The sequence below is a fragment of the Martelella sp. FOR1707 genome, assembly GCF_053484265.1.
The window spans coordinates 559277-582194 of the sequence record NZ_JBAKFP010000003.1 but is presented as its reverse complement, the minus strand read 5'-3'; the positions used below and the strand labels follow the sequence as shown (position 1 = coordinate 582194).

At 61.9% G+C, this 22918-nt stretch carries 20 protein-coding genes; 6 read left to right on the top strand and 14 right to left on the bottom strand.

Annotated features, from left to right (window positions below):
• Positions 1-6 precede the first annotated feature (6 nt).
• The 3 genes from V6765_RS10585 (at position 7) to V6765_RS10575 (ending at position 4104) form a co-directional block, all read left to right on the top strand.
• Positions 7-2316: a hydantoinase B/oxoprolinase family protein gene (locus V6765_RS10585; RefSeq protein WP_448428486.1), complete on the top strand. Its 2310-nt coding sequence runs from the start codon at positions 7-9 to the stop codon at positions 2314-2316.
• Positions 2317-2383: 67 nt separating this feature from the next.
• Positions 2384-2887 (top strand): acetone carboxylase subunit gamma, encoded by a 504-nt coding sequence (locus V6765_RS10580; RefSeq protein ID WP_448428484.1) that lies wholly within the window; start codon positions 2384-2386, stop codon positions 2885-2887.
• Positions 2888-3066: 179 nt separating this feature from the next.
• Positions 3067-4104 carry a zinc-dependent alcohol dehydrogenase family protein gene (locus tag V6765_RS10575; protein ID WP_448428482.1) on the top strand — a complete coding sequence of 346 codons (1038 nt, stop codon included), beginning with the start codon at positions 3067-3069 and terminating at the stop codon, positions 4102-4104.
• A gap of 39 nt (positions 4105-4143) precedes the next feature.
• Here the strand turns inward: V6765_RS10575 and V6765_RS10570 are convergent, their stop codons facing one another.
• The 5 genes from V6765_RS10570 to V6765_RS10550 form a co-directional block, all read right to left on the bottom strand.
• Complete coding sequence (locus V6765_RS10570; RefSeq protein ID WP_448428480.1) at positions 4144-5652, bottom strand: aldehyde dehydrogenase family protein; 1509 nt, start codon at positions 5650-5652, stop codon at positions 4144-4146.
• A 102-nt stretch (positions 5653-5754) separates the two neighbouring features.
• The gene (locus V6765_RS10565; protein WP_448428478.1) at positions 5755-7050 is read right to left on the bottom strand and encodes an NAD(P)/FAD-dependent oxidoreductase; all 1296 of its coding nucleotides are present in this window, start codon (positions 7048-7050) and stop codon (positions 5755-5757) included.
• Between the two features lie 60 nt (positions 7051-7110).
• Positions 7111-7533, bottom strand: a complete 423-nt coding sequence (locus V6765_RS10560) for a Rid family hydrolase (protein WP_448428476.1) — start codon at positions 7531-7533, stop codon at positions 7111-7113.
• A gap of 80 nt (positions 7534-7613) precedes the next feature.
• On the bottom strand, positions 7614-8753 hold the full coding sequence (locus tag V6765_RS10555; protein WP_448428474.1) for a tyramine oxidase subunit B: 1140 nt from the start codon (positions 8751-8753) through the stop codon (positions 7614-7616).
• Between the two features lie 113 nt (positions 8754-8866).
• Entirely contained in the window at positions 8867-10309 is a 1443-nt protein-coding gene (locus tag V6765_RS10550) for an APC family permease (protein ID WP_448428472.1), read from the bottom strand.
• A gap of 116 nt (positions 10310-10425) precedes the next feature.
• On the opposite strand from V6765_RS10550, the gene V6765_RS10545 reads away from it, so the two are divergent.
• Positions 10426-11478, top strand: a complete 1053-nt coding sequence (locus V6765_RS10545) for an AraC family transcriptional regulator (RefSeq protein ID WP_448428470.1) — start codon at positions 10426-10428, stop codon at positions 11476-11478.
• Between the two features lie 48 nt (positions 11479-11526).
• Here V6765_RS10545 and V6765_RS10540 read toward each other — a convergent pair whose 3' ends face one another.
• From V6765_RS10540 to V6765_RS10520, 5 genes are all read right to left on the bottom strand, one after another.
• Complete coding sequence (locus V6765_RS10540) at positions 11527-12594, bottom strand: hypothetical protein (RefSeq protein WP_448428468.1); 1068 nt, start codon at positions 12592-12594, stop codon at positions 11527-11529.
• A gap of 177 nt (positions 12595-12771) precedes the next feature.
• Complete coding sequence (locus tag V6765_RS10535; RefSeq protein WP_448428466.1) at positions 12772-13230, bottom strand: tripartite tricarboxylate transporter TctB family protein; 459 nt, start codon at positions 13228-13230, stop codon at positions 12772-12774.
• Positions 13223-14728, bottom strand: coding sequence for a tripartite tricarboxylate transporter permease (locus tag V6765_RS10530; protein WP_448428464.1), 1506 nt, complete (start codon positions 14726-14728; stop codon positions 13223-13225). Before V6765_RS10530 ends, V6765_RS10535 begins: the two co-directional genes overlap by 8 nt.
• A 29-nt stretch (positions 14729-14757) precedes the next feature.
• Positions 14758-15057 (bottom strand): UxaA family hydrolase, encoded by a 300-nt coding sequence (locus tag V6765_RS10525; RefSeq protein ID WP_448428462.1) that lies wholly within the window; start codon positions 15055-15057, stop codon positions 14758-14760.
• Positions 15054-16223, bottom strand: coding sequence for a UxaA family hydrolase (locus V6765_RS10520; protein ID WP_448428460.1), 1170 nt, complete (start codon positions 16221-16223; stop codon positions 15054-15056). Before V6765_RS10520 ends, V6765_RS10525 begins: the two co-directional genes overlap by 4 nt.
• Before the next feature lie 259 nt (positions 16224-16482).
• On the opposite strand from V6765_RS10520, the gene V6765_RS10515 reads away from it, so the two are divergent.
• Both V6765_RS10515 and V6765_RS10510 read left to right on the top strand, forming a co-directional pair.
• Positions 16483-17442 (top strand): LysR substrate-binding domain-containing protein, encoded by a 960-nt coding sequence (locus tag V6765_RS10515; protein ID WP_448428458.1) that lies wholly within the window; start codon positions 16483-16485, stop codon positions 17440-17442.
• Between the two features lie 370 nt (positions 17443-17812).
• A complete protein-coding gene (locus V6765_RS10510; protein WP_448428799.1) occupies positions 17813-19354 on the top strand; it encodes an acetolactate synthase large subunit in 1542 nt (513 codons plus the stop codon).
• 60 nt (positions 19355-19414) lie between these two features.
• Here the strand turns inward: V6765_RS10510 and V6765_RS10505 are convergent, their stop codons facing one another.
• From V6765_RS10505 to V6765_RS10490, 4 genes are all read right to left on the bottom strand, one after another.
• Positions 19415-19813 (bottom strand): VOC family protein, encoded by a 399-nt coding sequence (locus tag V6765_RS10505; RefSeq protein WP_018066143.1) that lies wholly within the window; start codon positions 19811-19813, stop codon positions 19415-19417.
• A 17-nt stretch (positions 19814-19830) separates the two neighbouring features.
• Positions 19831-20562 (bottom strand): FCD domain-containing protein, encoded by a 732-nt coding sequence (locus V6765_RS10500; RefSeq protein WP_448428455.1) that lies wholly within the window; start codon positions 20560-20562, stop codon positions 19831-19833.
• An 89-nt stretch (positions 20563-20651) separates the two neighbouring features.
• Positions 20652-21731, bottom strand: coding sequence for a Gfo/Idh/MocA family protein (locus tag V6765_RS10495; protein WP_448428453.1), 1080 nt, complete (start codon positions 21729-21731; stop codon positions 20652-20654).
• Between the two features lie 20 nt (positions 21732-21751).
• Entirely contained in the window at positions 21752-22762 is a 1011-nt protein-coding gene (locus V6765_RS10490) for a Gfo/Idh/MocA family protein (protein ID WP_448428451.1), read from the bottom strand.
• Positions 22763-22918 lie beyond the last annotated feature (156 nt).

Below are 22918 nucleotides of genomic sequence, written 5' to 3'. Positions count from 1 at the left end.
AATACGATGAATATGCAAAGCAAAGTCAAGGGCATCGTCCGCGGCGGACAGACGCTGAAACAGCACCGCGACGAGATCATGGCCAAGACCAAGGCGAGCGGCCATTACGCCGGCCTCACGGAAAGGGCGCTCCACAAGGAAAGCCCGATCCTTTACAACAAGCTGTTCTCGCGTCTGCGGGCCGGCGTTGTCGATGCCCGCGAAACCGCAAAAAAGATCGCCGCCTCGCCGATTGTGGAACAGGAGGGCGAGCTGTGTTTCACGCTCTACAATGCCGCCGGCGACAGCATCCTGACGTCGACCGGCATCATCATCCATGTCGGCACCATGGGTGCGGCGATCAAATACATGATCGAGAACGACTGGGAGGGTAACCCGGGCATCAAGGACAAGGATATCTTCTGCAACAATGATTCCCTGATCGGCAACGTGCATCCCTGCGATATCCATACCATCGTCCCGATCTTTCATGAGGGCGAACTGATCGGCTGGGTCGGCGGGGTTACCCACGTCATCGATACCGGCGCGGTCGGTCCGGGTTCGATGACCACCGGTCAGGTACAGCGCTTCGGCGACGGCTATTCGGTCACCTGCCGCAAGATCGGCGAGAACGACGAGCTGAAGCGCGACTGGCTGCATGAAAGCCAGCGCGCGGTGCGCACCACGCGCTACTGGATGCTGGATGAGCGCACCCGCGTCGCCGGTTGCCACATGATCCGCAAGCTGGTTGAGGAAGTGATCGCCGAGGAAGGCATCGATGCCTATTGGAAATTCGCCTATGAGGCGGTCGAACATGGCCGGGTCGGCCTTCAGAACCGCATCAAGGCGATGACCATTCCCGGCGTCTACCGTCAGGTCGGCTTTGTCGACGTGCCCTATGCGCATGAGGATGTGCGCGTGCCGTCGGACTTCGCCAAGGTCGACACGATCATGCATACGCCGTCGGAAATGACGATCCGTCCGAACGGCACATGGCGTCTCGACTTCGAGGGATCGAGCCGGTGGGGCTGGCATACCTACAACGCCCATTCCGTCTCGTTCACCTCCGGCATCTGGGTGATGATGACCCAGACGCTGATCCCAACCGAGATGATCAATGACGGCGCGGCCTACGGCACGGAATTCCGTCTGCCGAAGGGCACCTGGATGAACCCGGACGACCGGCGGGTGGCATTTGCCTATAGCTGGCACTTCCTCGTCAGTTCGTGGACGGCGCTGTGGCGCGGCCTGTCACGATCCTATTTCGGGCGCGGCTACCTGGAAGAGGTCAATGCCGGCAACGCCAACACCTCGAACTGGCTGCAGGGCGGCGGGTTCAACCAGTATGACGAAATTCATGCGGTGAACTCGTTCGAATGCGCGGCCAACGGCGTCGGCGCCTCGGCCATTGCCGACGGCATCAGCCATGCCGCCGCCATCTGGAACCCGGAAGGCGACATGGGCGACATGGAGATCTGGGAACTGGCGGAACCGCTGGTCTATCTCGGACGCCAGATCAAGGCGTCGTCGGGCGGCGCCGGTAAATATCGCGGCGGTTGCGGATTTGAGTCTCTGCGCATGGTCTGGAACGCCAAGGACTGGACGATGTTTTTCATGGGCAACGGCCATATCAGCTCCGACTGGGGCCTGATGGGCGGCTATCCGGCGGCGTCCGGCTATCGCTTCGCCGCCCACGATACCGGGCTGAAGGAAAAGATCGCCAATGGCGAGCCGATCCCCTTCGGCGGCGACACCGACCCGGAACACCCGACCTATGACACGCTCGTCAATCCCGAAGGCATCAAGCGCGACAAGCAGGCGATCACCACCGAGGAGATGTTCAAGGATTACGACCTCTACCTCAACTACATGCGCGGCGGGCCCGGCTTCGGCGATCCGCTGGATCGCGAGCCACAGGCCGTGGCCGCCGATGTCAACGGCGGCTACCTGCTCGAACGCTTCGCCCAAACGGTCTATGGCGTCGTCCTGAAGAAAGGCGCTGACGGCCTGTTTACCGCCGATGAGGCGGGTTCTGAGGCCTTGCGGGCCAAGATCCGCAAAGACCGCCTCGCCAACGCCCAGCCGACCCGCGAATGGATGGCGACGGAGCGCAAGCGCATTCTCGCCAAGGATGCCGGCGTTCATGTCCAGCAGATGTTCGCGGCGAGCTTCAAGCTCGGGCCGAAATGGGAGGAAGGTTTCCGCAAGTTCTGGGATCTGCCCGACGACTGGCAGCTGAAGGAGGCGGATCTGCCGATCCCGTCCTATGGTCGCGAATATTCGATGGATCTTTCCGATCTGCCGGATGTGAAGACCGTTCAGTTCGTCGAGGAATGATCCCGCCGGGCGCCGCGAAACACCCCGTCATTCTTCGCGGCGCCCCTTTTTATTCAGGAGAAAGACAATGGCTTACACCAAGGCAAAGATCAAAGACCTGGTCGATGGCAAGATCGACCGCGACACGCTGCAGACGATGCTTTCGACGCCCAAGGATGCCGACCGCTTCGTCAAATATATCGAAATCCTGCAGGAACAGGTGCCGTGGGATGACAGGATCATCCTGCCGCTCGGCCCGAAGCTCTATATCGTGCAGCGCCCCTCGGACAAGAAATGGGTGGTCAAATCCCAGGCCGGCCACGAGTTCTGCGATTGGCGCGAGAACTGGAAACTGCATGCCTTGATGCGCGTGCGCGAAACAGCGGCGGATATGGAGGAAATCTATCCCCGGCTGATGGCCCCCACATCCGACTGGCAGGTCATCCGGGAATATTACTGCCCGAAATCCGGCGACCTTCTGGACGTCGAGGCGCCGACGCCCTGGTATCCGGTGATCCATGACTTCGAGCCGGATATCGATGCCTTCTACACCGAGTGGCTGGGGCTTGAGGTGCCGGAGCGCGCCGCCTGACCGACGAGGTCGCACACCAATAAACAAGCACGCCGCGCGCTAGTCTCCGCGCGGCGTTTTGTCGCTTGCACTATCCGGAACTGTCCGAAATTCGGACATGCCCAGCCCGCTTTCGGAGAGTAGACTCCCGTTCGAAGGTTGCTTTGCAACCGTTTAAGAAAAACAAGGGAGGCATTTTGATGAAAGCGCTCGTCTATAACGGTCCTGGACAGAAGGACTGGGTCGAAAAGGAAAAACCCGGCATCCAGAAGCCCACCGATGTCATCGTCAAGATCACCAAGACGACCATTTGCGGCACCGATCTTCACATCCTCAAGGGCGATGTGCCGGCGGTGACCCCGGGCCGCACGCTCGGGCACGAGGGCGTCGGCATTGTCGAGGAAGTCGGCAATGCCGTGGTCAATTTCAAGCCCGGCGATCCGGTGCTGATTTCCTGCGTGACCTCCTGCGGCAAATGCGCCAACTGCAAACGCCAGCTTTACGCCCATTGTTCCGATGGCGGCTGGATTCTGGGGCATCTGATCGATGGCACCCAGGCCGAATATGTGCGCATACCCCATGGCGACAACTCGCTCTACCCGATCCCCGAGGGCGCCGACGAAGAAGCGCTGGTGATGCTCTCCGACATCATGCCGACGGGGCTCGAGATCGGCGTTCAGTATGGCGGCGTGAAGCCGGGCGACACGATCGCGATCGTCGGCGCCGGTCCCGTCGGCATGTCGGTGCTGCTGACGTCGCAGTTCTATTCCCCGGGGCGGATCATCATGGTCGACATGGACCCGTCCCGTCTCGAACTGGCGAAGCAGTTCGGCGCAACGGATACCGTTCAGGTCGGCTCCGAGGATGCGGTCGAGAAGATCATGGCGATGACCGACGGAAATGGCGTCGATGTAGCAATCGAGGCGGTCGGGGTGCCGGCAACCTTCGATATCTGCCAGAAGATCGTTTCGGCCGGCGGCAACGTCGCCAATGTCGGCGTTCACGGCACGCCGGTGGAGCTGCATATCGAGGAGCTTTGGATCAAGAACATCAATATCTCGATGGGATTGGTCAGCACCAACACCACGCCGATGCTGCTCAAGACGCTGGGCGCCGGCAAGGTGGACCCGGGCAAGCTGGTGACCCACCGCTTCGACCTCGACAACATCATCGACGCCTATGAGGTCTTCGGCAATGCCGCCCGCGAAAAGGCGATGAAGGTCATCCTCAACGCGTGATCGACGCGAAAGGGCGGCCCCTCGGCCGCCCTTTCCGGCCTATCTATAGGCCACGCAGACCGACTTGGTTTCGAGGTAGTTGTCGAGCGCGCCGCGCCCGTGTTCGCGACCGATGCCCGACTGCTTGATGCCGCCGAAGGGCATGTTCTGGTCGGGGATGTTGTGGCTGTTGACCCACACCGTGCCGGCCTCGATCTTCGGCACATAGCGCATGACCTTGTTGAGATCGTTGGTCCACAGCGATGCGCCGAGCCCGTAGCGGCTGTCATTGGCCATGGCGATCGCCTCGTCCGGCTCGCCGAACGGCGTCATGGTGATCACCGGCCCGAACACCTCGTCCTGCATCAGCGCCATGTCCTGACGGACGTCTGTGAACAGTTCCGGCGCGACGAAAAAGCCTTCCGCCGGCGCCTCGGCGCCGATCACCGGCTTTGCGCCGTCTTCCAGACCGCGGGCGATACAGGCCTTAACATGGGCCTGATGGCGGGCTGAAACGACCGGATTGATCTGGTTGCGCGGATCAAACCCCGAGCCGATGGCGAGGCTGCGCGTCACATTCGCGATCACCTCCAGCGCCTTTTCGTAAATGCCCTTCTGCGCATAGATGCGCACGCCCGCGCAACAGGTCTGTCCGGTATTGAAGAAGCTTCCGATGCCGGCGGCAGCCCCCAGGAGATCGAGGTCCATGTCGTCGAACATGATCATCGGCGCCTTGCCGCCGAGTTCCAGCGTCACCCGCTTCATGTCCTTCATCGCCTGAATGCCGATCAGCTTGCCGGTCTCGGTCGAGCCGGTGAAGCCGATCTTGGCGACGCCGGGATGGGCGACCAGCGCCGCGCCGGCGGTTTCGCCCATGCCGGTGACGACATTGACGACGCCCTCGGGGAAACCCGCCTCAAGGCAGAGCTCGGCAAGTCGGATGGAGGTGAGCGGCGTCTCCTCGGCGGGCTTCAGGACGACCGTGCAGCCGGCGGCAAGCGCGGGCGCGATCTTCCAGCTCGCCATGTTGAGGGGAAAATTCCACGGCGTGATCGCGGCGACGACGCCGACCGGCTCCTTGCGGGTATAGGCCTGATAGCGCATGCCCGGCGGGATCGCGATCGACACATCGAGCGTCGAGCCCTCAATCTTGGTCGCCCAGCCGGCCATGTAACGGAAATATTCCGCGGAAGACTGCACCTCGACCAGCCGCGACAGCATGATCGACTTGCCCTGGTTCAGCGTTTCGAGCTGGGCGAGTTCCTCGCCGTTTTCCTCGATCAGGTCCGCAAGCTTCAGCAAGAGGCCCTGCCGCTGGATGGGCAGCATTTTCGACCATGGCCCTTGGAGCGCGGCCTGCGCCACTTTCACCGCGCGATCGACATCAGCCTCGCCGCAGGCCGGAACCGCGGCAAGGACGCCGCCAGTCGCGGGATTGTAGACGGGATAGGTCTCGCCGCTTTCGGCGGGTTCGGACCTGCCGGCTATCACGGCCTTTGGCGCCGCCAGGAAATCCGTGACGACGGCCGATACGTCCTCGACAATCGTGTCGGGTTGCTCAATTTTCATCTGTTCTCCTCCTCATTTTTGGTAATTTCTCCTGCGAAAACGCTCCCGAATTTCGCTGTCACGAAATCTGAAGTTCGTTTCGTCGCACCTTGCGCCTGATCCTCACGAGAAACGCTCCAGCCGATAGGGCGCGGGATCGATGATCGGCGGCGCGCCCGTCACCAGATCGGCGGCCAGAGCGCCGGCGGCCGGCCCCGTGCCGAAGCCGTGGCCGGAAAAGCCGGTTGCCAGCGTCAGGCCGGGCAGTTTCGGCGCAGCCCCCATGACCGGCAGCGAATCCGGCGTGATATCCATCATCCCGGCCCAGACCTCGGCAATGACGGCGTTGGAGAAGGCCGGCCACGCGGCCGTGATGTTGCGCATCGCCTCGGCATTGATGGCGGCATCGGCGTCCGGGTCCATGGTCCTGACCCGCTCGAACGGCGATGGTCCCTTCGGCCCCCAGCGGCGCGGCAGGCGGAGATCGCGGATGAAATCCCTCCCGAGCCTGATGCGCAACAGCCCCCGCTGGCCGCGCAGCATCGGCAGATAGCGCATGCCGATCAGCAGGTGATCGAGCATTAAGGGTGCGCCGAGCGCGCCGCGCTGGGTGATGGTGTAGCCGCCGTCATGGCGCTTGCGGAACGAGAAATCCGGCCCGCCGACCGCGATCTCCGTCGGTCCCTCCATCGGCTCCGTGCGGATGACGGACGAGAGCAGCGGCAGGGTCGGCAGCGAAATGCCGAGATTGCCGAGAAATTTCCGCGACCACAGCCCGCCCGCGAGAAGCACTTCCTCGCAACGTATTTCGCCGCGCTCGGTCACGACGCCACAGACACGGCCGCCGGCGCGCGAGAGCGTACGCACGGCGCAGTTCTCCACGATCACCGCACCCTTTGCGGTCGCCGCATTGGCGATGGCGGAGGGCGCCAGCGTCGGTTCGGCGCGCCCGTCGGACGGGGTGTAGATCCCGCCGGCCCAGTCGTTCTTGCCGCCCGGCACCAGATCGCCGATCTCGCGATTGCTCAACAGCCTTGAATCGAGGGCCAACCCGTCGACCGTCTTCAGCCATTGCCGGTGCATGTCTATCTCTGCCTCGGTGCGGGCGAGATACATGATGCCGGTCTGGCGGTAGCCGACATCAACCCCGATGCGCTCCGGCATTCCGGCCCAGAGCCGGTCCGCTGCAAGCGACATCGGCACATCCGGGGCTGCGCGCCCCATCTTGCGCACCCAGCCGAGATTGCGGGACGACTGTTCCGCGCCGACGCGTCCCTTTTCCAGCACCACGACGGGAACGCCGCGTTCGGCAAGCGTCAGCGCGGCGCTCAAGCCGACAATGCCTGCGCCGATGATCACGACGGTGGTTCTGGCGGGAAATGTTTCGGCGGTATTCACGGGCGGCAATGCGGGAGCCATGATGGTCACCTGAAGGAATTGAAAGACAGGTATGATGCGCGGCGACCGCGCAGCGTCGGGTCAAAGAGAAATCTGTTTGCGCTCGATTTCGGCAGCGCCCGCGCCGCGATAGGCGGTCACCTCGATCTCGACCTTGTAGACGGCCGAGCCGAGCGGCGGACATATGACCGTGGAGGCCGGGTCGACGCCGCGAAATTTCTCGCCGACAATGGTCATGACCGTTGCGGTATCGGCCGGATCCTGGATGAAGACGCGGGAGGCGACGACATCCTCGAGCCCGGAACCGGCGGCCGCCAGCGCCGCGCCGATATTGGCGAAGACCTGTTCGGTCTGCGCCCTGACATCCTCGGGTATCAGCTTTGTCTCGGGGTTGCGGCCGGCGGTGTTGGACACGAAAATCCAGTTATCGACGGCGACCAGGCGCGAATAGCTGCCATGCTCCTCGAATTTCGATCCGGTCTTGATTTTCAGAACTTTGGTCATGTGGTTTCCCGTCATTGCGCTTTCCGTTAGAGGGCTTCTGTCTTGGCGGGCGGCATTGCGCGCGCCCGCCGTTTACGCACTCAGCGCAGAACCGGAACGTCCCAGAGATTGAGCTTGACGCCGATGCCCTTTTCGATGGCGTTGCGGTAAATCACCGTGCCCCAGGCGACGTCCTCGACGGGCATGCCGCCGACGGACATAATGATGATCTCGTCGTCGCTCTTGCGGCCGGGCGCCTCGCCGGCGACGATCTTGCCGATATCCTCGAGGTCTTCCTTCGCCATCCGACCCTCGGCGATCATATCCATGAATTTGACGCCGATGATCGGCACGTGAACATGGGCCGGCTTGGGCAGTTCATGAAACCAGGCTTCATAAAGCCCGGTATTGTCGACCACCTTGCGGATGTCGGTCTTTTCCATGCCTTCATCCATGTTGCAAAGCGCCGGCATCGACAGAAACGTGCCGGGCCGCACCCATTCGCGCCGGACCATGGGATAGGTTGAGGGATCGCCGACCGCGCCCGAATTGCAGAAGGTGACAATGTCGCTGTTGCGCACCACCGCCTCGATGCTGTCGACCACTTCGACGGTCGTGATCTGCGGATAGGTTTCGCGGACCCAGGACAGGAAGGAATCGAGGCTCTTCTGCCCGCGCCCCTTGACCTTCACGGTATCGATCGACGGGCAAGCCGCCATGAAGGCCGAAAGCGAGGTCTTGCCCATGACGCCGGGGCCCATAATGCCGACGACCCTGGAATCCTTGCGCGCCAGATGGCGGGCGCCAACGCCGGGTACCGCGCCCGTGCGATAGGCCGACAACAGGTTCGCCGACATATGGGCAAGCGGCGCGCCGGTATCCGTGTCGTTCAGCGTAAACATCAGGATCGAGCGCGGCAGGCCCTTTTCGCGATTGGCGATATTGGAGCCGTACCACTTCACGCCGGTGGTGCCGAAACGCCCGCCGAGATAGGCCGGCATCGCCATGAACCGGCGGTCGGCCGTCGGCTTCGGCATGGTCGGAAACGGCGAGTGCTCGGGAAACATGATCATGGCGCCGTGGGAATCATTGTTGGCACCGGCCATGCGGTAGTCGCCATGGTAAAGCAGCGCGAACATTTCCTCCATCGTGTCGACGCAGGCGGGCATGTCGGTGACGCCGGCAACCAGCATGTCCTGTTCCGACAGGTAGATGAAATCGATCCGTGTATCTTCGGTCATTTGGGCACTCTCGATAGGTTGTGACGAAGGGTTCGCGGCAGCCGGGCCGCCGCGTGAAATGGTGGTCGTTGGGCAATCGGCCGGTCCCTTAGGGGCCGGCCCAATCGCGGAGGCTATTCCTCGAAGACCTTTCCGAGCGCCTCGTAACGCGCCGGATCGGACTTGCGGATGGCGAGCGCGAAGAGGATGCCGCCAATGCCGGTCAGCGCGACGAGATAGGGGAAGGAATTGACGACGATGTTGGACGTGCCGGCCAGAAGCTCCAGATTGGAGGTCACCAGAACCAGCGCGCCGATCAGTCCGATGAGCGCAAGCACGGGCGCCACCGCGGTGCGCCAGAGACCGTGGCCGAGCCTGTTCTTGCGAAAGAACATGATGATCGCCACGCTGACCAGAACCTGAACGCCCAGTATGCCGAGCACCGCCAGCGCCGACATGTAGGAAAACACCACGGCGAACGGGTCCTGACCGGTGATCGCGAAGGCAGCAAGAATGATCGCGGCGATCGCCGATTGCAGGATGCCGGCGACATAGGGCGAGCCGTGAATGTGATGCACCTTGCCGAGCGCGCTGTGCGCCAGCCCCTCGCGGCCGAGAGCGAAGAAATAGCGGTTCAGCGTGTTGTGGAACGACAGAACGCAGGCGAAAAGGCTGGTGATCAGTAGAATGTTCATTGTGAGCGCCGACCAACCGCCCAGCACATTGGCCGCGGCATCGAAATAGAAGGTATCGAGCGCGCCGGCCGCAGCCTCCTGCACATTGGACGGCCCGTAATACTGGGTGATTGCCCAGGTGGAGAAGGCATAGAAGATCGCGATCAGCAGGACCGAGATATAGGTCGCGCGCGGAATGGTCTTTTCCGGATGCTCCGCCTCCTCGCCGAAGATCGCCGTCGCCTCGAAGCCGATGAACGAGCCGACCACGAACACCAGCGTAACGCCGAGCGCGGGGGTGAACACCGTCGCCGGCGCGAAGGAGGAAAAGCTCAACCCTTCCGGACCGCCCTGGGCTACGATGCCGACATCAAGCAAGAGCAGGATGACGATCTCCGCCAGCATGCAGACGCCGAGGATCGCGCCGGAGAAAGCGATGTTGCGCTGGCCGGAAAAGTGCACGATGACGAGAAAGGCAAGCGACCAGACCCACCAGGGCAGGTCGAGACCGAGACCGGCAACCGCGCCCTCGGTGAAAAGCCCGAGCAGACCGTAAACCGCGATCTGTACCGCGCTGTAGGTCAGTAGCGCCATGAATGCGCCGCCGACGCCGGCCGGCTTGCCGATGCCATGGGTGATATAGGTATAGAACGCCCCTGCCCCGCCGATATGGCGGCTCATGGCGGTGAAGCCCATCGAGAACAGGAGGTAGAGCAGGCCTGCGAGAACGAAAGCGCCGGGCACCCCGGCGCCGTTTCCAAAGGCGAAGGCCGGCGGCGTGGCGCCGACGACCGCAGTCAACGGCGCGGCGGCCGCAACGACGAAGAAGACGATGTGGGCAATGCCCACGGAATTTCTGGCCAGGCGCCCGTCAGGCGTCGGCTCGCTGGATGCGACAGACATATGAACCCCTTTTGGTTTTGATTATTGTTAATGAGAATAGGAGGAGGTTCGCTGAGGCATATTGCAATTTGTGCCGCTAACTTGATAATTTACGCCAAACAACGCTGCATTGCACCATGAACACCGCCAGGGCCAGCACCGGGACAACGCGATCCGTCACTTATATCAGGGTGTCGGCCTTTACCCCGTTGATGGACACGCTGCTGAAGTCGCATGTGTTCCTGCCCCCGCTTCTGGCGCGCCACAGCATCTCGATGCGCGAACTGAAAGACCCCTACGCCCTGATCCCGCTTCACCGCTATGTCGCCTTTCTCGAAGACGCTGCGGAGGCTGCGGGCGACCCGACCTTCGCGGCGAGGCTCGGCACCCATTTCAAGCCGGCCGACATGGGACCGATGGGCATCCTGTTCTCGCTCGCCCCCACGATAAGAAGCGGCTTCGAACGCATCTCGAAATATGTGAACGCCCTGCAGAGCGCGACGAATTCGGGACTGGCGGAAGAAGACGGAATGATCGTCTGGCACTACCGGATTTCGGACCGGACGATCTGGCCGCGCAGGCAGGATGCGGAATATTCGCTCGCCGCGTCCTGCCAGCTCGTGCGCAGCTGCTTCAGCACCAGCCTGAACCCTCTGGAGGTGCATTTCGAGCACGAAAGCCCCGAGGATACAGGGCCTTTGACCCGGCTGTTCCGCGCGCCGATCTTCTTCGGCCAGGCCAATAACCGCCTCGTCTATTCCGTGGAAGACGCCGACCGGATCTATCGCAGCGAAGACGCGCAACTCACCATGATCCTCGAGCACCATCTCAACGATCTGATCGGCCAGGTCGAGGCGCAGGAGGCGTTTTCCGACAAGGTGCGCCTGCTGATCCAGCTCTATATGGGACGAAGGCCCGTCACCACGCGCTTCCTGGCCGAGGAACTCGGCATTTCCGTGCGCAGTCTGCAACGCCAGCTCGGCGCGGAAGGTCTGTCCGTCCGCCAGCTGACGCGCGAACACCGCGCCGAACTGGCCGCCGGCCTGCTGGAACAGTCCGGCACCAGCGTCTCCGATGTCGCCCAGGCCCTCGGCTATGCCGACAGCGCCGTCTTCTCCCGCGCCTTCAAGCAATGGACCGGCAACGCGCCGCGCCAGTCGAAGCGCGCGGCATCCGATCCGCGAGACTGATCCCGTTTGAGCCGGACGCCTCCCGGGACGCGTCCGGCGGTGACCGGTCTATTTGAAATAGACCGGAGCGATCTCCTTGAGAACCTCGACAACATCGGGCGATTTGAAGCCGTCATAAAGGGCGTCGAGCATTTTCCGCGTGCCCGCCTCGCCGGTGAACGGTCGCAGGGCGGTCTGCATGTTCTCCACGGCCTTCGCGTATTCGGGATCGGCCGCGGCCTTGGCGATGGCATCCTGCCAGGCGTTTACATATTCCTGCGGCGTTCCGGGCGCGAGGACATAGATCATCTGTGCGGCGGCCGCCTGATTGAAGGCCGAAAACAGCTTGTATTTCGGCGTGCCCAGCACCTCGGGCGCATATTCGCGCACCATGGTATCGAAGGTCGGCGCATCGATCGCCGGTTCCGGATCGAACCTGTCGCCGTTCGGAATGCCGACCTGGCCGAAAGGCCTGACGGATCCCGTTTCGGCAATGGCCGTGCTCTGGACGGCATAATAGTCGCCGTTGAGGCTCGTGACGTTCGTTTCGCCCTGTGTGACCGATTGAACCATATTGCCGGCCAGCCGGTAGCCGCCGATGATATTGACCTTGGCGCCGAAGATATTGGCGAATACGGCGAAGCGGCTGGCGTTCTCGCTGGCCGGAGAAGTAGCGCTGAAAAGCAACGGCTTCGGCGTGTGAGCGAGATCGGTCGGCTTCGACACGTTCATGTCATCGCGTATGAGAACGACGGTGTTGACCGGTTGGCTTCCGGCGATTGCGAGATCGCGCAGATCGAAGTCGAAGTCGTTGACGGTCACCCACCTGGCCGGCATCGAGTTGCACAGGCAGATTTCCATTCCGTCAGGCGACGAGGAATTGTGCATATAGTTACCGGCCTGAATGCCCGCCGCACCCGGTTTCGGTTCGACGACGACGGTTGGCTGTCCCGGCAGATATTTCTGAATGAAGGGCGCAATGGTGCGGGCGAAGAGATCCGTGGATCCGCCGGCGCCGTAGTTCTGGATAATGCGCACGGTCTTGCCGGAAAAATCCACATCCGAGGCCCCCGCAGGTCCCGCCATGGACAATATGGCAAGGACGCCCGATACCGTAGCAATCAGATTCAGCTTCATTTTTTCCTCCTCCTTGGGTGCACGAGACTGGTCAATCAGCAACCGGTGCACACGGTCGCCTTGGGAAGCGGCACTTGTCCTCCCTGCACCGCTTTCCCGAGTATTCCGGTTTTGGTCCGATGCGAGGCGAGCAGGCTCCTCTTCCAGCTCGTCGCACCGGTCGCACGCCTCTTTCCGCTAGGTGAAGAAGAACCATGGCTCTGGAAGCGGAAGACGAAGCACGCGCTCCACAACGATCAGCAGAAAGACAAGCGTCGAAGCGGACGCGATCAATGCCGTCGTCCATCGCTCGCCATGCGCAAGCATGTAGCTGAGCACAAACACAGGCGTGGCAACGGGAAACCCTAAGACGATGGCCCCGGCGAAGAACGCGCCGATCCAGGCCGCATAGCGCAAGGTGAGTCCGATCGGCAGGCGCTCCCCCTCCATCATCGGAGAAGAGCCGGCGGATTGCGGCAGGAGCGTATGCGCTATGCCGCATGCGAGCATCACCACGCAATTGAAGATCGGGAAGCTTGCGGCCATCGTCTCCCAGCTCAACGCGCTGATCAGTGCGACGACGGCAAGCGCCGACAGTGCTATGCCGAACCGCCATGAAACATCCCGAAACCTGCTATTCAGAACCGGTTCACGCATCGGCGCCGCCTCCCCGGATTTCCCCGCGTCCCCGCGCCCGTCGAACCAGCATCGTCAGCAGGAAGGCCAGCATAACGACAAGGGTGGCGAGAACGATCGGCCGTTGCCAGAGCCACGACGCGCCATAGACCTGAACGGAAATGAAGAAATTCGGCTCGGCAATCTCGCCCAGCACCATGCCGATCAGCAGCGGCACGCGCGGCCAGTCATAGGCTTTCATGAAAAGCCCGAGAGCGCCGAACACGGCAAAGGCGACAAGATCGCCGAACGAGTTGCTCGCAAACGTCGCGCCGATCGCCATGAAGGCGATGATCAGCGGCGCGATGATGGACGCCCGCACCTGGCAGAGCTTCACGATATAGCGCTGAAGCACAAGGCAGAGGATCGCGACCACGATATTGGCGAGGATTACCGTCCACAGCATCTGGAAGGTAAGCGGGAGTTGCTCGTTGAGCATCGCGCTGCCCGGCCGCAGGCCGACGATGAGAAAGACCCCGAGCATCACCGCCATAGACGCGTTGCCGGGAATGCCGAGCGCGACGGTCGGGATGATCGCGCCCGGCTTCTGCGCCGTGGTCGCCGCCTCCGCCGACAGCACGCCGCGAATGTCGCCCTTGCCGAACTGCGACTTGTCGCGTGCGGTCTGCACTGCATGGGAATAGCCGAGCCACTCGGCCGCCGATCCGCCAAGGCCCGGGATGACGCCGCATATCCCGCCGATGATCGAGCATCGGACAACCAGCCAGCCGTGCCGTATCGTGTCCTTCAGCCCCGCGGCCGCGCCGCCCACGGCGGAGAACGAGTGGGCGATCGGCGAGCGGCGGATCATCAGTTCCATCACCTCCGGCACAGCGAACAGGCCGAGCGCCACGGGCACGATGGGCATCCCGTCCTCCAGGTAATAGGTGCCGAGCGTGTAGCGATGATCGCCCGTGGAGCCGGCAATGCCGATGCACGAGATCAGCAGGCCCGCCGAGGCGACCATCAGCCCGCGCGGCAGGTTGGGGCCGACAAGCGATGCCGCCATGACGAGCCCCATCATCGCCAGCATGAAGAATTCGGGCGAGCCAAAGGAATTGATGATCGGGCGGATAACCGGCAGCAGCACCAGGAAGATCGCCGAAAACACGATCGTGCCGACGATGGAGGCAAAATAGGAGGCCGACAGGGCGCGACCCGCCTCGCCGCGCTTGGCCATCGGATAGCCATCGAGATAGGTCGCCTGTGCCGCCGACGTGCCGGGAATGCCGAGCAGAACCGCCGGAATGGCATCCGTCTGCGTCGTGACGGCATACATGCCGAGCAGGAAGGAGAACGCCACCTCGGGCGGTTGTCCAATTGCAAACGGCAGCAGCAGCCCCATGCCGGTCAAGCCGGAGAGCCCGGGAATAAGGCCGAAGAACATCCCCGCGATAATGCCGACGAACGTCCAGGCGAGGACCTTTACGGTGAATATCGTGCTGAGCCCGAGAAACAGCGCTCCAAAAATATCCTCCATTACCCGCCCCCTCCACGCGGCGATGAAATTCAGCTTACGCCATAGCGCACGCTCTTGATGTTATGGGTATGCAGATGGCAGCCCGCACGGACATCCGCCGTGGTAATCCCGATCGCCTCCCCGCCCTTGATGACCGGCGTCTGATCTGAAAGTGCGCGCACCGTGAATTTGTGGTAGCGCGGAATAACCTCACTGATCTCCACTTGCCGGTCGCCATCGGAGGTCTTGATCTTCGCGATGTCTCCGGGCGCAAGCGGCGTCAGGGCAAGCGCCACGTGATCCTCACTGTCGAGCATCAGCCCCGCATAGGGCGTCTCTTTCTCCGTCATAGCGATTCTCCGCATCTGCTGATGGTTTCAGAGCCCTCGGACAGGATTTCGCCGAATGTTGCGGTCCCGGAGGCCACCTCGGCGATACGTGCCAGGAGCAATTGCGTCGCCTCGGCGAAACCCATCGTTCCCGTGAGAATCGGGCTGGCATCGAAATCGATCTGCTCGGTCAGATTGGCGCAGGTGTCCGCATTGGCCGACACCTTGACGGTCGGCGCCAGAAGGCTGACATAGTTGTTTCCCGGACCGGTGGTGAACAGGATCATGTGCGCGCCCGCCGCGACGAATCCGGAGAGCGATTCAGTGCTGTAATAGGGCTGATCCATCAGCCACACGCCCGGCCCCTTCGGCGCTTCGCCCTGCTGCAACAACCCCTGAAGGGGCGTCGAACCGGTTTTCCTGACGGCGCCGAGCGATTTTTCCTCAAGCGTGGACAGGCCCATCGATATGTTGACGGGTCCGGGATTCGTGCCGATCAGGTCAATGCCGGCGGCGGCGGCGCGCTCTATCCGCCGGTTTATCGCATCCTGCACGTAGCGCATGACCTCCGGCGTCTTCGCGCGTTTTTCCAGAAGATGCTCCGCCCCGAACCATTCCATCGTCTCGCCGGCGATGACCTTTCCGCCCGCGCCCGCGACGGCATCGGCGACATGGCCCAGCAAAGGGTTGGACGCGATGCCGGACGTTGTGTCGGAACGCCCGCACTCGACCCCGATGCACAGATCGGACAGGCTGGCCGGACCGCGACGCGCGGCCGACAATTGCTGCAGAAAATGCGCGCCGGCCCGGACGGCAGCGTCGGTCAGGCGCAGGCTGTCGTGGCCGAAAGCGTCCAGCACCAGCATCTCGACCGGACGCCCGCTTGCGGCGATCTTGTCGCGAAATCGCTCGGCCTCGGGAAAATTGCAGCTGATCACCAGCACCGCGCCGACATTCGGGTGCAGCGCGAAGCCTTCCAGCATGCGGTAGCGCAGCTTCGCGTCCTCGGCGATAATGCCGCCGGTATAGGCTGTGGTAATGACCTTGGCTTGCTTCAGGATCATCCCGACCCGCTGCGCTATCGGAACCGTGAGCCCCGATATCGACAGGATCAGCAAATCGTTGCGAAGCGCTATCGAACCGTCCGGCCTGCGATAGGCGTCAAAGTGGTGATGATCAGTTGTCATGATACGCGATCCTGACCTCAGAGTGTGCTTCAATCGTCAAAGTATCCTCCATTCACGCTCGCCGCCGCGACCAAGATGCCGGCTGCAGCCGCTTCGCCGCGTCATCCGGCTAGCTGCTCCGGTCACGAAGAAGGTCGGCAGCGCTTTACCTCAACCCTTAGGTTTACACCTCCCGATATGACAACTGTAAGTCCGATTTTTGACACGCTCGAGTGAAAATGAATAGACGTATATTCTTCTCAAGTGATACGTTTTCTTTATGCCGAGAAACCAGATCTACATCGACCGCCTGCGCATTCGTCACCTCAAGCTTCTGGAGATGATCGAAAGCCACGACTCCCTGCGCACGATTGCGGAGGTGCTGAACACCAGCCAGCCGGCCCTGTCGCAATTGGTGCGTGATCTGGAGAACGCCTTTGACGCCTCGCTGGTCAAACGGTCCGCGCGCGGCGTGAGCCTGACACCCGCCGGACGCCTCGCTTTGCAGCGCGTCCGCCAGGCCGTCGCCGCAATCGACCACCTCTCCGAGGAACTTGAAGTCGGCAAGATCCCTGTTCTCAGGATCGGAACAAACCCGGTTTTACTGCACGATGAGGCGTTTCCGACCGCCTTCGCCAATATGTTCGCCGAGGGCGCGACCTTGCGCTACAAGATCAGCTCCGCACGGGAAAGATTGATGGTGCAGGCCTTGGAGGACGGCGAGATCGACTGCTATCTTGGCATCGTCAACTGGAACAAGATGCCCGCGCAGGCTGCCGCAAACCTGAGCTACGAGTCGCTTGGCCGCACACCGCTGACGATTATCTGCAATCGTGATCATCCCTTGTTGAGCCGCGCGCCTCTTTTCGCCGAAGAACTGCTCGAATGGCAGTGGGCGCTGCAGCCAGACGGCTCCTATCATCGCAACCTGCTAGAAAACGCCTTCCGCGATATTGATCTGCGGACGCCAAGCCCGGTGGTGGAAGTGTCTTCGGACCCCTTCGCACTGGTGCAGCTCATCGCGCGAACGCAACTGCTGTCGTGTATACCCGACACGACGATCGCGCGCGCCGGGTCCGACGGCCTTGTAAAGCGTTTGTCGGCCTGTGATCTCAACATCGAGGCCAGCAATATTCAGTTCGTCACGCTCAGCCAAAACCGCAGCTTCGAACCGCTGAACCAGCTATACAAACATCTCAAGTCATCATTCTCCCGCGGCGGCGAAGACGCCTTGGCCTGACAAGGATACGGGCGGCCACGCAGTTGGAACAGGCGTTTTTCTGGAGGACCGGCATCCACCGATTGATGTCGCCGGATCGCGGAAAAGAAATTACCGTTGTCGCCTTTTGCGCGCCGCAGTCGTATGGCGGTAGTTCCGGAAAAGGAAGGCTACCGATGATGATAATCGATGTTTATCACTTGAGAGAAAATACGTGTCTTCATTCAACGTCTACGCGGCGATACTTTACCGCCACGTGACGATCGGGAGATAGTGTCGAACGCCGGCAGTCCGCGGATGGGAGAGAGGCCACCACTTGCTTTTGATTTCAAATTAATAGCTGGCCTCGCACCAAGGGATAGGAGGAAATTCGTTGTCCTTGCAAGCTGAAATGAATGGAGCCGAGAGCCTCGTTCGCACGCTCTTGAAATCGGGTGTCGATACCTGTTTCGCCAATCCGGGGACCAGCGAAATGCATTTCGTTGGCGCGTTGGATCGCATTCCGGGCATGCATTGTGTGCTCGGCCTTCAGGAAAATGTCGTGACGGGGATGGCGGATGGTTATTACCGGATCGCCCGCAAGCCGGCCTGCACCCTGCTTCATTGCGGCCCGGGCCTGGCCAATGGAATGGCCAATCTGCACAATGCGCGGCGCGCGCGCGCCGGAATCGTCAACATCGTCGGCGATCAGGCCACCTATCACCGGCCGCTGGATGCTCCCCTGACAGCCGATACCGAGGGCATGGCGCGCACCGTTTCCCATTGGGTCCGCACCTGCTCGAATGCCCGTGATGTCGGGCGCGATGCCGCCGCTGCCGTGCAGGCGGCAAGCGCCGTGTCCGGCCAGATAGCCACGCTGATCCTTCCGGCGGATTCATCATGGAACATGGGCGGCGTGGTTGCGGAACCGCTTTCCGTGCCGCCGCCACCGCCGATCGACCCGCATGCCGTCACGACGGCGAGCCGCATCCTGCGCTCGCAAAAGAACGTCCTGATCCTGATTGCCGATCAGGCGACGCTTGCGCCTTCCCAGCACCTTGCCTGGCGCGTGGCCAAGGCGACCGGCGCCGACCTTATGGGCAGCTACACCAACGGACATTTGCAACGCGGGCGCGGGCGCGTTCCCCTGCCCCGCGTTCCTTATGTCGTCGATGCCGCGGTGGCGGCGCTCGACAAATACGAGCATATCATTCTCGTGAACGCCGAACCGCCGGTGGGCTTCTTTGCCTATCCCAACCGGCCGTCGGCCTTGCATCGGCCGGATGCCCAGCTTCATGTCCTGTCCCGACCGGATCAGGATTCCGAAGCAGCGCTTCAGGCGCTTGTGGACGAGATCGGCGCACCGGAAACCGCAATTCCGGATCCCGGCCCCTTGCCCGCCGCCGGCACAGGCGCGCCAACGCCGGAGGGGCTGGCGCAAACCCTGGCCGCCCTGATGCCGGAGGGCGCGATCATATCGAACGAGAGCATCTCGTTCGGCGGATATCTTGAGCATTTCACCTACGCCGCCCCCGCGCATGACTGGCTCAATCTCGGCGGTGGGGCGATTGGCGACGGCCTTCCGGTTGCGAGCGGCGCGGCGGTCGCATCCAGGGGCGAACGGCGGGTGATCAACCTGCAGGCGGATGGCTCGGCGATGTATTCCCTGCAATCATTATGGACGCAGGCGCGCGAACAACTGCCCTGCACCACGATCCTGCTCAACAATCGCAGATACAATATCCTCATCGGCGAGTACGAGAATGTCGGCGCCGAACCGGGCCCGACCGCGATGGGCATGCTGGATTTGTCCAGACCGGATCTGGACTGGGTGAAATTGGCCAACGGCATGGGAGTCGAGGCTGCCCGCGCGACGACGCTGGAGCAATGCGCGGACCTGATGCGACAAAGCTTCAATCAGGCCGGCCCGTTCCTGATCGACCTGGTCATCTGACCAGCCGGACCAAAGGCAATGCCTGCCGAGGCGGACCCCGTGGTCCGCCTCACGAGGGCCTTAGCGCTCGCCGAGTTCGATGAGGATTCCATCAGGATCGCGGCAGAAGGCGACTTTGGTCATGATATCGCTGTTGTAGGCTTTGCGCGGGGCCTCGACCAGTTCAACGCCGGCTTCCTCCAGCTTGCGGTAGAGCGCTTCGACATCATCGAAGCAGAAGGTCAGATGACGCAGTCCCGCGCGTCCGGCAGCTACGTCTTCAGCCAGAAGCGCACCGGTCGCAGGCCCCGTCATCTCCAGCATCGCATTGCCGGCATCGAGGAAGCAGAATTCGAAACCGTGCTCGTCCTGTCCCTTTCGGCGCACGACCAGCTTCAGGCCAAGCAGGTCGACATAGAAGTTCAGGCTCTTGTCAATATTGCTGACAGTCATGCCAACATGTTCGAAACCCTTAAGCATTTATGATCTCCACCTCCTCATTCCTCCGCGCCATCGGAAGAAAACCGGCCCAGTTCGTCCGCGCGCAGCAGTTCCTCCGTGACATTGTTGATATGGCGTATCATCGCATGACGCGCGGCTTCGCCATTGCGCATCTTCAGTGCCGCAACGATGGCATAGTGATCGCCGATCCAAAGCGCGCGCACCTTCGGGGCATGGATGTGCCGGTGCACCCGCTGCCACATGCGCGAGGCGTCGCGCTGGTCCCACAAGGCCTGGATCATCGAGAGAATGATGGCGTTGCCGGTCATATTCGCGATCGTCAGATGAAACTCCCGGTCTCCCTTTTCATTCAGGAAAACCTCGTCGGTTTCCAGCTGCATGCGCTCGATGCATTCCTCGAGCTCCATGATGTCGTAGCGTGTGGCCCGCTCGGCGGCCAGTGCGGCCGCACTCGATTCAAGCGCCAGCCGGGCTTCCAGCAATTCGAACGGACCAGGACCAATATCGGTATTGATAGCGTCGAAACTGAGCGGGTTGACATGGGCCGGTAGCACGACGATGCCAGCCCGGCCCCGCACCTCGACGATGCCACGCATCTCCAGAGCGATCACCGCCTCACGCACCACCGTTCGGCTCACCTCCAGCTGTTCGGCAAGTTCCCGTTCGGATGGCAAGTGCCAGTCTTCCTTGCCCTGATTGTCTTCGATCATGCGGGCGATCCGCCGCGCCACGACCTGGTAAAGCCGCTTGGCTGCGAGCAGGCGCACCTTTCGCCCCTCCCCCCTCGAGCCCTGAGCGGCTGCAGTCGATCCTTCGGTGTTCGGGTTGGGTGTGTTGGAACTGCGCACGCGCCCTGCTACTCCTTCCCCGCCTCCGGTAGCCATGACCGATAAAGCGGATGGTCCTCGGTAATCGGTAACCCTGTGGGCTTGCCGGTACGATCTGAATAATACGCAGCGGTGACCAATGCCAGCGAATTCCTGGCGTCTTGAAGCGTGACCGGCGGATCGCGATCTTCGACAAGCGCTTCGTGAAACAGTTCGAACTGGCGAGTGTACCCATCCTCCGTAGCCGCCACCTCGGCGAGAGCGGCATCGATGCGCGCCTGATGCGCCTCATCGCCGGCAACGAACCGCCAGGGGTCGCGCCCCATCGTGTAGGGCTCATGAATACTCTCGACGGTGACGTTCTCGAAGCAGAAGCGCAGTCGTGAAATTTCCTCGCGCGAGCCGAGCGTCATCGACAGGCTCGCCAGCGATCCGTTTTTCATTTTCACGGCCAGCGCCATTGTGTCCTCGACCTCGATCTTGTTGACCAGGGTTGCCCCGTAGGCGAAAATCTCGGTGCAGGGACCATGCACATAGTTGAGCATGTCGTGGGCGTGAATGGCGTGGCCGAGAAGCCCGCCACCCAGTTCCGTTGCCCATTTGCCCCGCCATTCCACAGCGAAATAGGGCGGCGGCCGCCACCAGTGGGTCTCGATCGTGGTCATGAACGGCCGGCCGGTCAGGCCCTTGGCGATCAGGTGTTTCAGCTTCTGCAGGCCGGTGCCATAGCGATATTGAAAGATCGGCATGATCTTCCTGCCGGATGCGGCGGCGATCTTCTCCATCGCGTCGATATCGGCGAGCGAGCCGAACAGCGGCTTTTCGCAAATGACATGCTTGCCCGCTTCCAGCGCCTTGCGCGACAGTTCAAAATGGTTGTGCGGCGGCGTGCAGACATCGATGATATCGATATCGGCGCGCGCGAACAAAGATTCGGTATCCTGCGTGTATTCGGGCACGCCGAATTCCTCGCAAAGAGCCCGGCCACGATCCTCGTCGAGCGAGCAGATCACCTTGACCTCGAAACGCTCGGCATTCCACTTGTAGCCCACCATGTGACGGGCGGCGATGCCGGCCCCGATCACGGCGACGCGAAACTTCCTGGTCATATTCTCTCCTCCCGCTCCGCTCAGCGCGCAGTGATGTTGTGGGCTTTTTCCTGGGCCTCGAGCGACAGCCGGCAGACCTCGAAGACGTGAGCCTGGCTCATGGCGGTCTCCGTCCGCTCGCGCACATCGACGACGAACTGGTCGAAGTAATCGAGCTTGTCCCCGGAGCAATCGATGTACTCGGTGTGGGTCTGGTCGACGAGAAAGAGGTGATCCTTGCCTTCGCGGCCGCCGATATCGACATATTTCCGCAGCTCGATATAGCCGTCCGTTCCAAGGATTGTCAGCCGCCCGTCCCCCCATGTCGGCAGCCCGTCCGGGGTGAACCAGTCGACGCGGATATAGCCGGCAGCACGATCGCTGCGCAGCAGCACCTCACCGAAATCCTGAAACGCGGGATGGTCGCCGGTGGCGAAATTTCCGATGCTGGCCGCGGCAACATCAGCCGTCTCGGAGCCGGTATAGAACAGGAACTGATCGATCTGGTGCGAGGCGATATCGACGATGATGCCGCCAAACCGGTCCAGCTTGAAAAACCAGTCCGGACGCTGGTCCGCCGACATGCGGTGCGGCCCCATGCCGATGGTTTGCACCACCTTGCCGATCGCACCCGCTTTCACCAGTTTGCCGGCCCTCACCGCGGAGGGAACACAAAGCCTCTCGGAAAAGCAGATCGAGAAAATCCGCCCGGTTTTCTCGACCGTCTCGCGTATGTCGGCAAGTTGTGCCCACGTGGTCATACCAGGCTTATCCACGATGACATCCTTGCCGGCCTCCATCGCACGGATCGCCAGACCTGCACGGTCGGCGGGGATCGCCGCGATGCAGATGACATCGATACTGTCATCGTCAAAAAGCGCCTGCCGGTCGATGACAGGCACATCGGGATAGGCTTTCCGGAGGGCGTCAAGGAGCCCGGGAACCGAGGTTTTGTCGCAATATCCGGCGAATTCCGCCCCTGCGGCCAGCAATCCGTTGACGTGATCGAAAATATGTCCGTGGTCGATGCCCACGACGCCAAACCTCAACATCTACCCCAATCCTCCATGGTGATGACAAGCCTCGCGGCCGTTTGAGCCCCGACTGCCTCACGTCGCCAGAACCCAACTTTGGACAGACCAGACAGAAATACCGCACATCTGTCAAGCGTCGTTTTCGCACGAATAGGATGATTTTTCGCTGAAATG

Coding starts and splice junctions, on each gene's coding strand:
- V6765_RS10585 (WP_448428486.1), top strand. CDS start 7: ATGAATATGCAAAGCAAAGTCAAGGGCATCGTCCGCGGCGGACAGACG.
- V6765_RS10580 (WP_448428484.1), top strand. CDS start 2,384: ATGGCTTACACCAAGGCAAAGATCAAAGACCTGGTCGATGGCAAGATC.
- V6765_RS10575 (WP_448428482.1), top strand. CDS start 3,067: ATGAAAGCGCTCGTCTATAACGGTCCTGGACAGAAGGACTGGGTCGAA.
- V6765_RS10570 (WP_448428480.1), bottom strand. CDS start 5,652: ATGAAAATTGAGCAACCCGACACGATTGTCGAGGACGTATCGGCCGTC.
- V6765_RS10565 (WP_448428478.1), bottom strand. CDS start 7,050: ATGGCTCCCGCATTGCCGCCCGTGAATACCGCCGAAACATTTCCCGCC.
- V6765_RS10560 (WP_448428476.1), bottom strand. CDS start 7,533: ATGACCAAAGTTCTGAAAATCAAGACCGGATCGAAATTCGAGGAGCAT.
- V6765_RS10555 (WP_448428474.1), bottom strand. CDS start 8,753: ATGACCGAAGATACACGGATCGATTTCATCTACCTGTCGGAACAGGAC.
- V6765_RS10550 (WP_448428472.1), bottom strand. CDS start 10,309: ATGTCTGTCGCATCCAGCGAGCCGACGCCTGACGGGCGCCTGGCCAGA.
- V6765_RS10545 (WP_448428470.1), top strand. CDS start 10,426: ATGAACACCGCCAGGGCCAGCACCGGGACAACGCGATCCGTCACTTAT.
- V6765_RS10540 (WP_448428468.1), bottom strand. CDS start 12,594: ATGAAGCTGAATCTGATTGCTACGGTATCGGGCGTCCTTGCCATATTG.
- V6765_RS10535 (WP_448428466.1), bottom strand. CDS start 13,230: ATGCGTGAACCGGTTCTGAATAGCAGGTTTCGGGATGTTTCATGGCGG.
- V6765_RS10530 (WP_448428464.1), bottom strand. CDS start 14,728: ATGGAGGATATTTTTGGAGCGCTGTTTCTCGGGCTCAGCACGATATTC.
- V6765_RS10525 (WP_448428462.1), bottom strand. CDS start 15,057: ATGACGGAGAAAGAGACGCCCTATGCGGGGCTGATGCTCGACAGTGAG.
- V6765_RS10520 (WP_448428460.1), bottom strand. CDS start 16,223: ATGACAACTGATCATCACCACTTTGACGCCTATCGCAGGCCGGACGGT.
- V6765_RS10515 (WP_448428458.1), top strand. CDS start 16,483: ATGCCGAGAAACCAGATCTACATCGACCGCCTGCGCATTCGTCACCTC.
- V6765_RS10510 (WP_448428799.1), top strand. CDS start 17,813: ATGAATGGAGCCGAGAGCCTCGTTCGCACGCTCTTGAAATCGGGTGTC.
- V6765_RS10505 (WP_018066143.1), bottom strand. CDS start 19,813: ATGCTTAAGGGTTTCGAACATGTTGGCATGACTGTCAGCAATATTGAC.
- V6765_RS10495 (WP_448428453.1), bottom strand. CDS start 21,731: ATGACCAGGAAGTTTCGCGTCGCCGTGATCGGGGCCGGCATCGCCGCC.
- V6765_RS10490 (WP_448428451.1), bottom strand. CDS start 22,762: ATGTTGAGGTTTGGCGTCGTGGGCATCGACCACGGACATATTTTCGAT.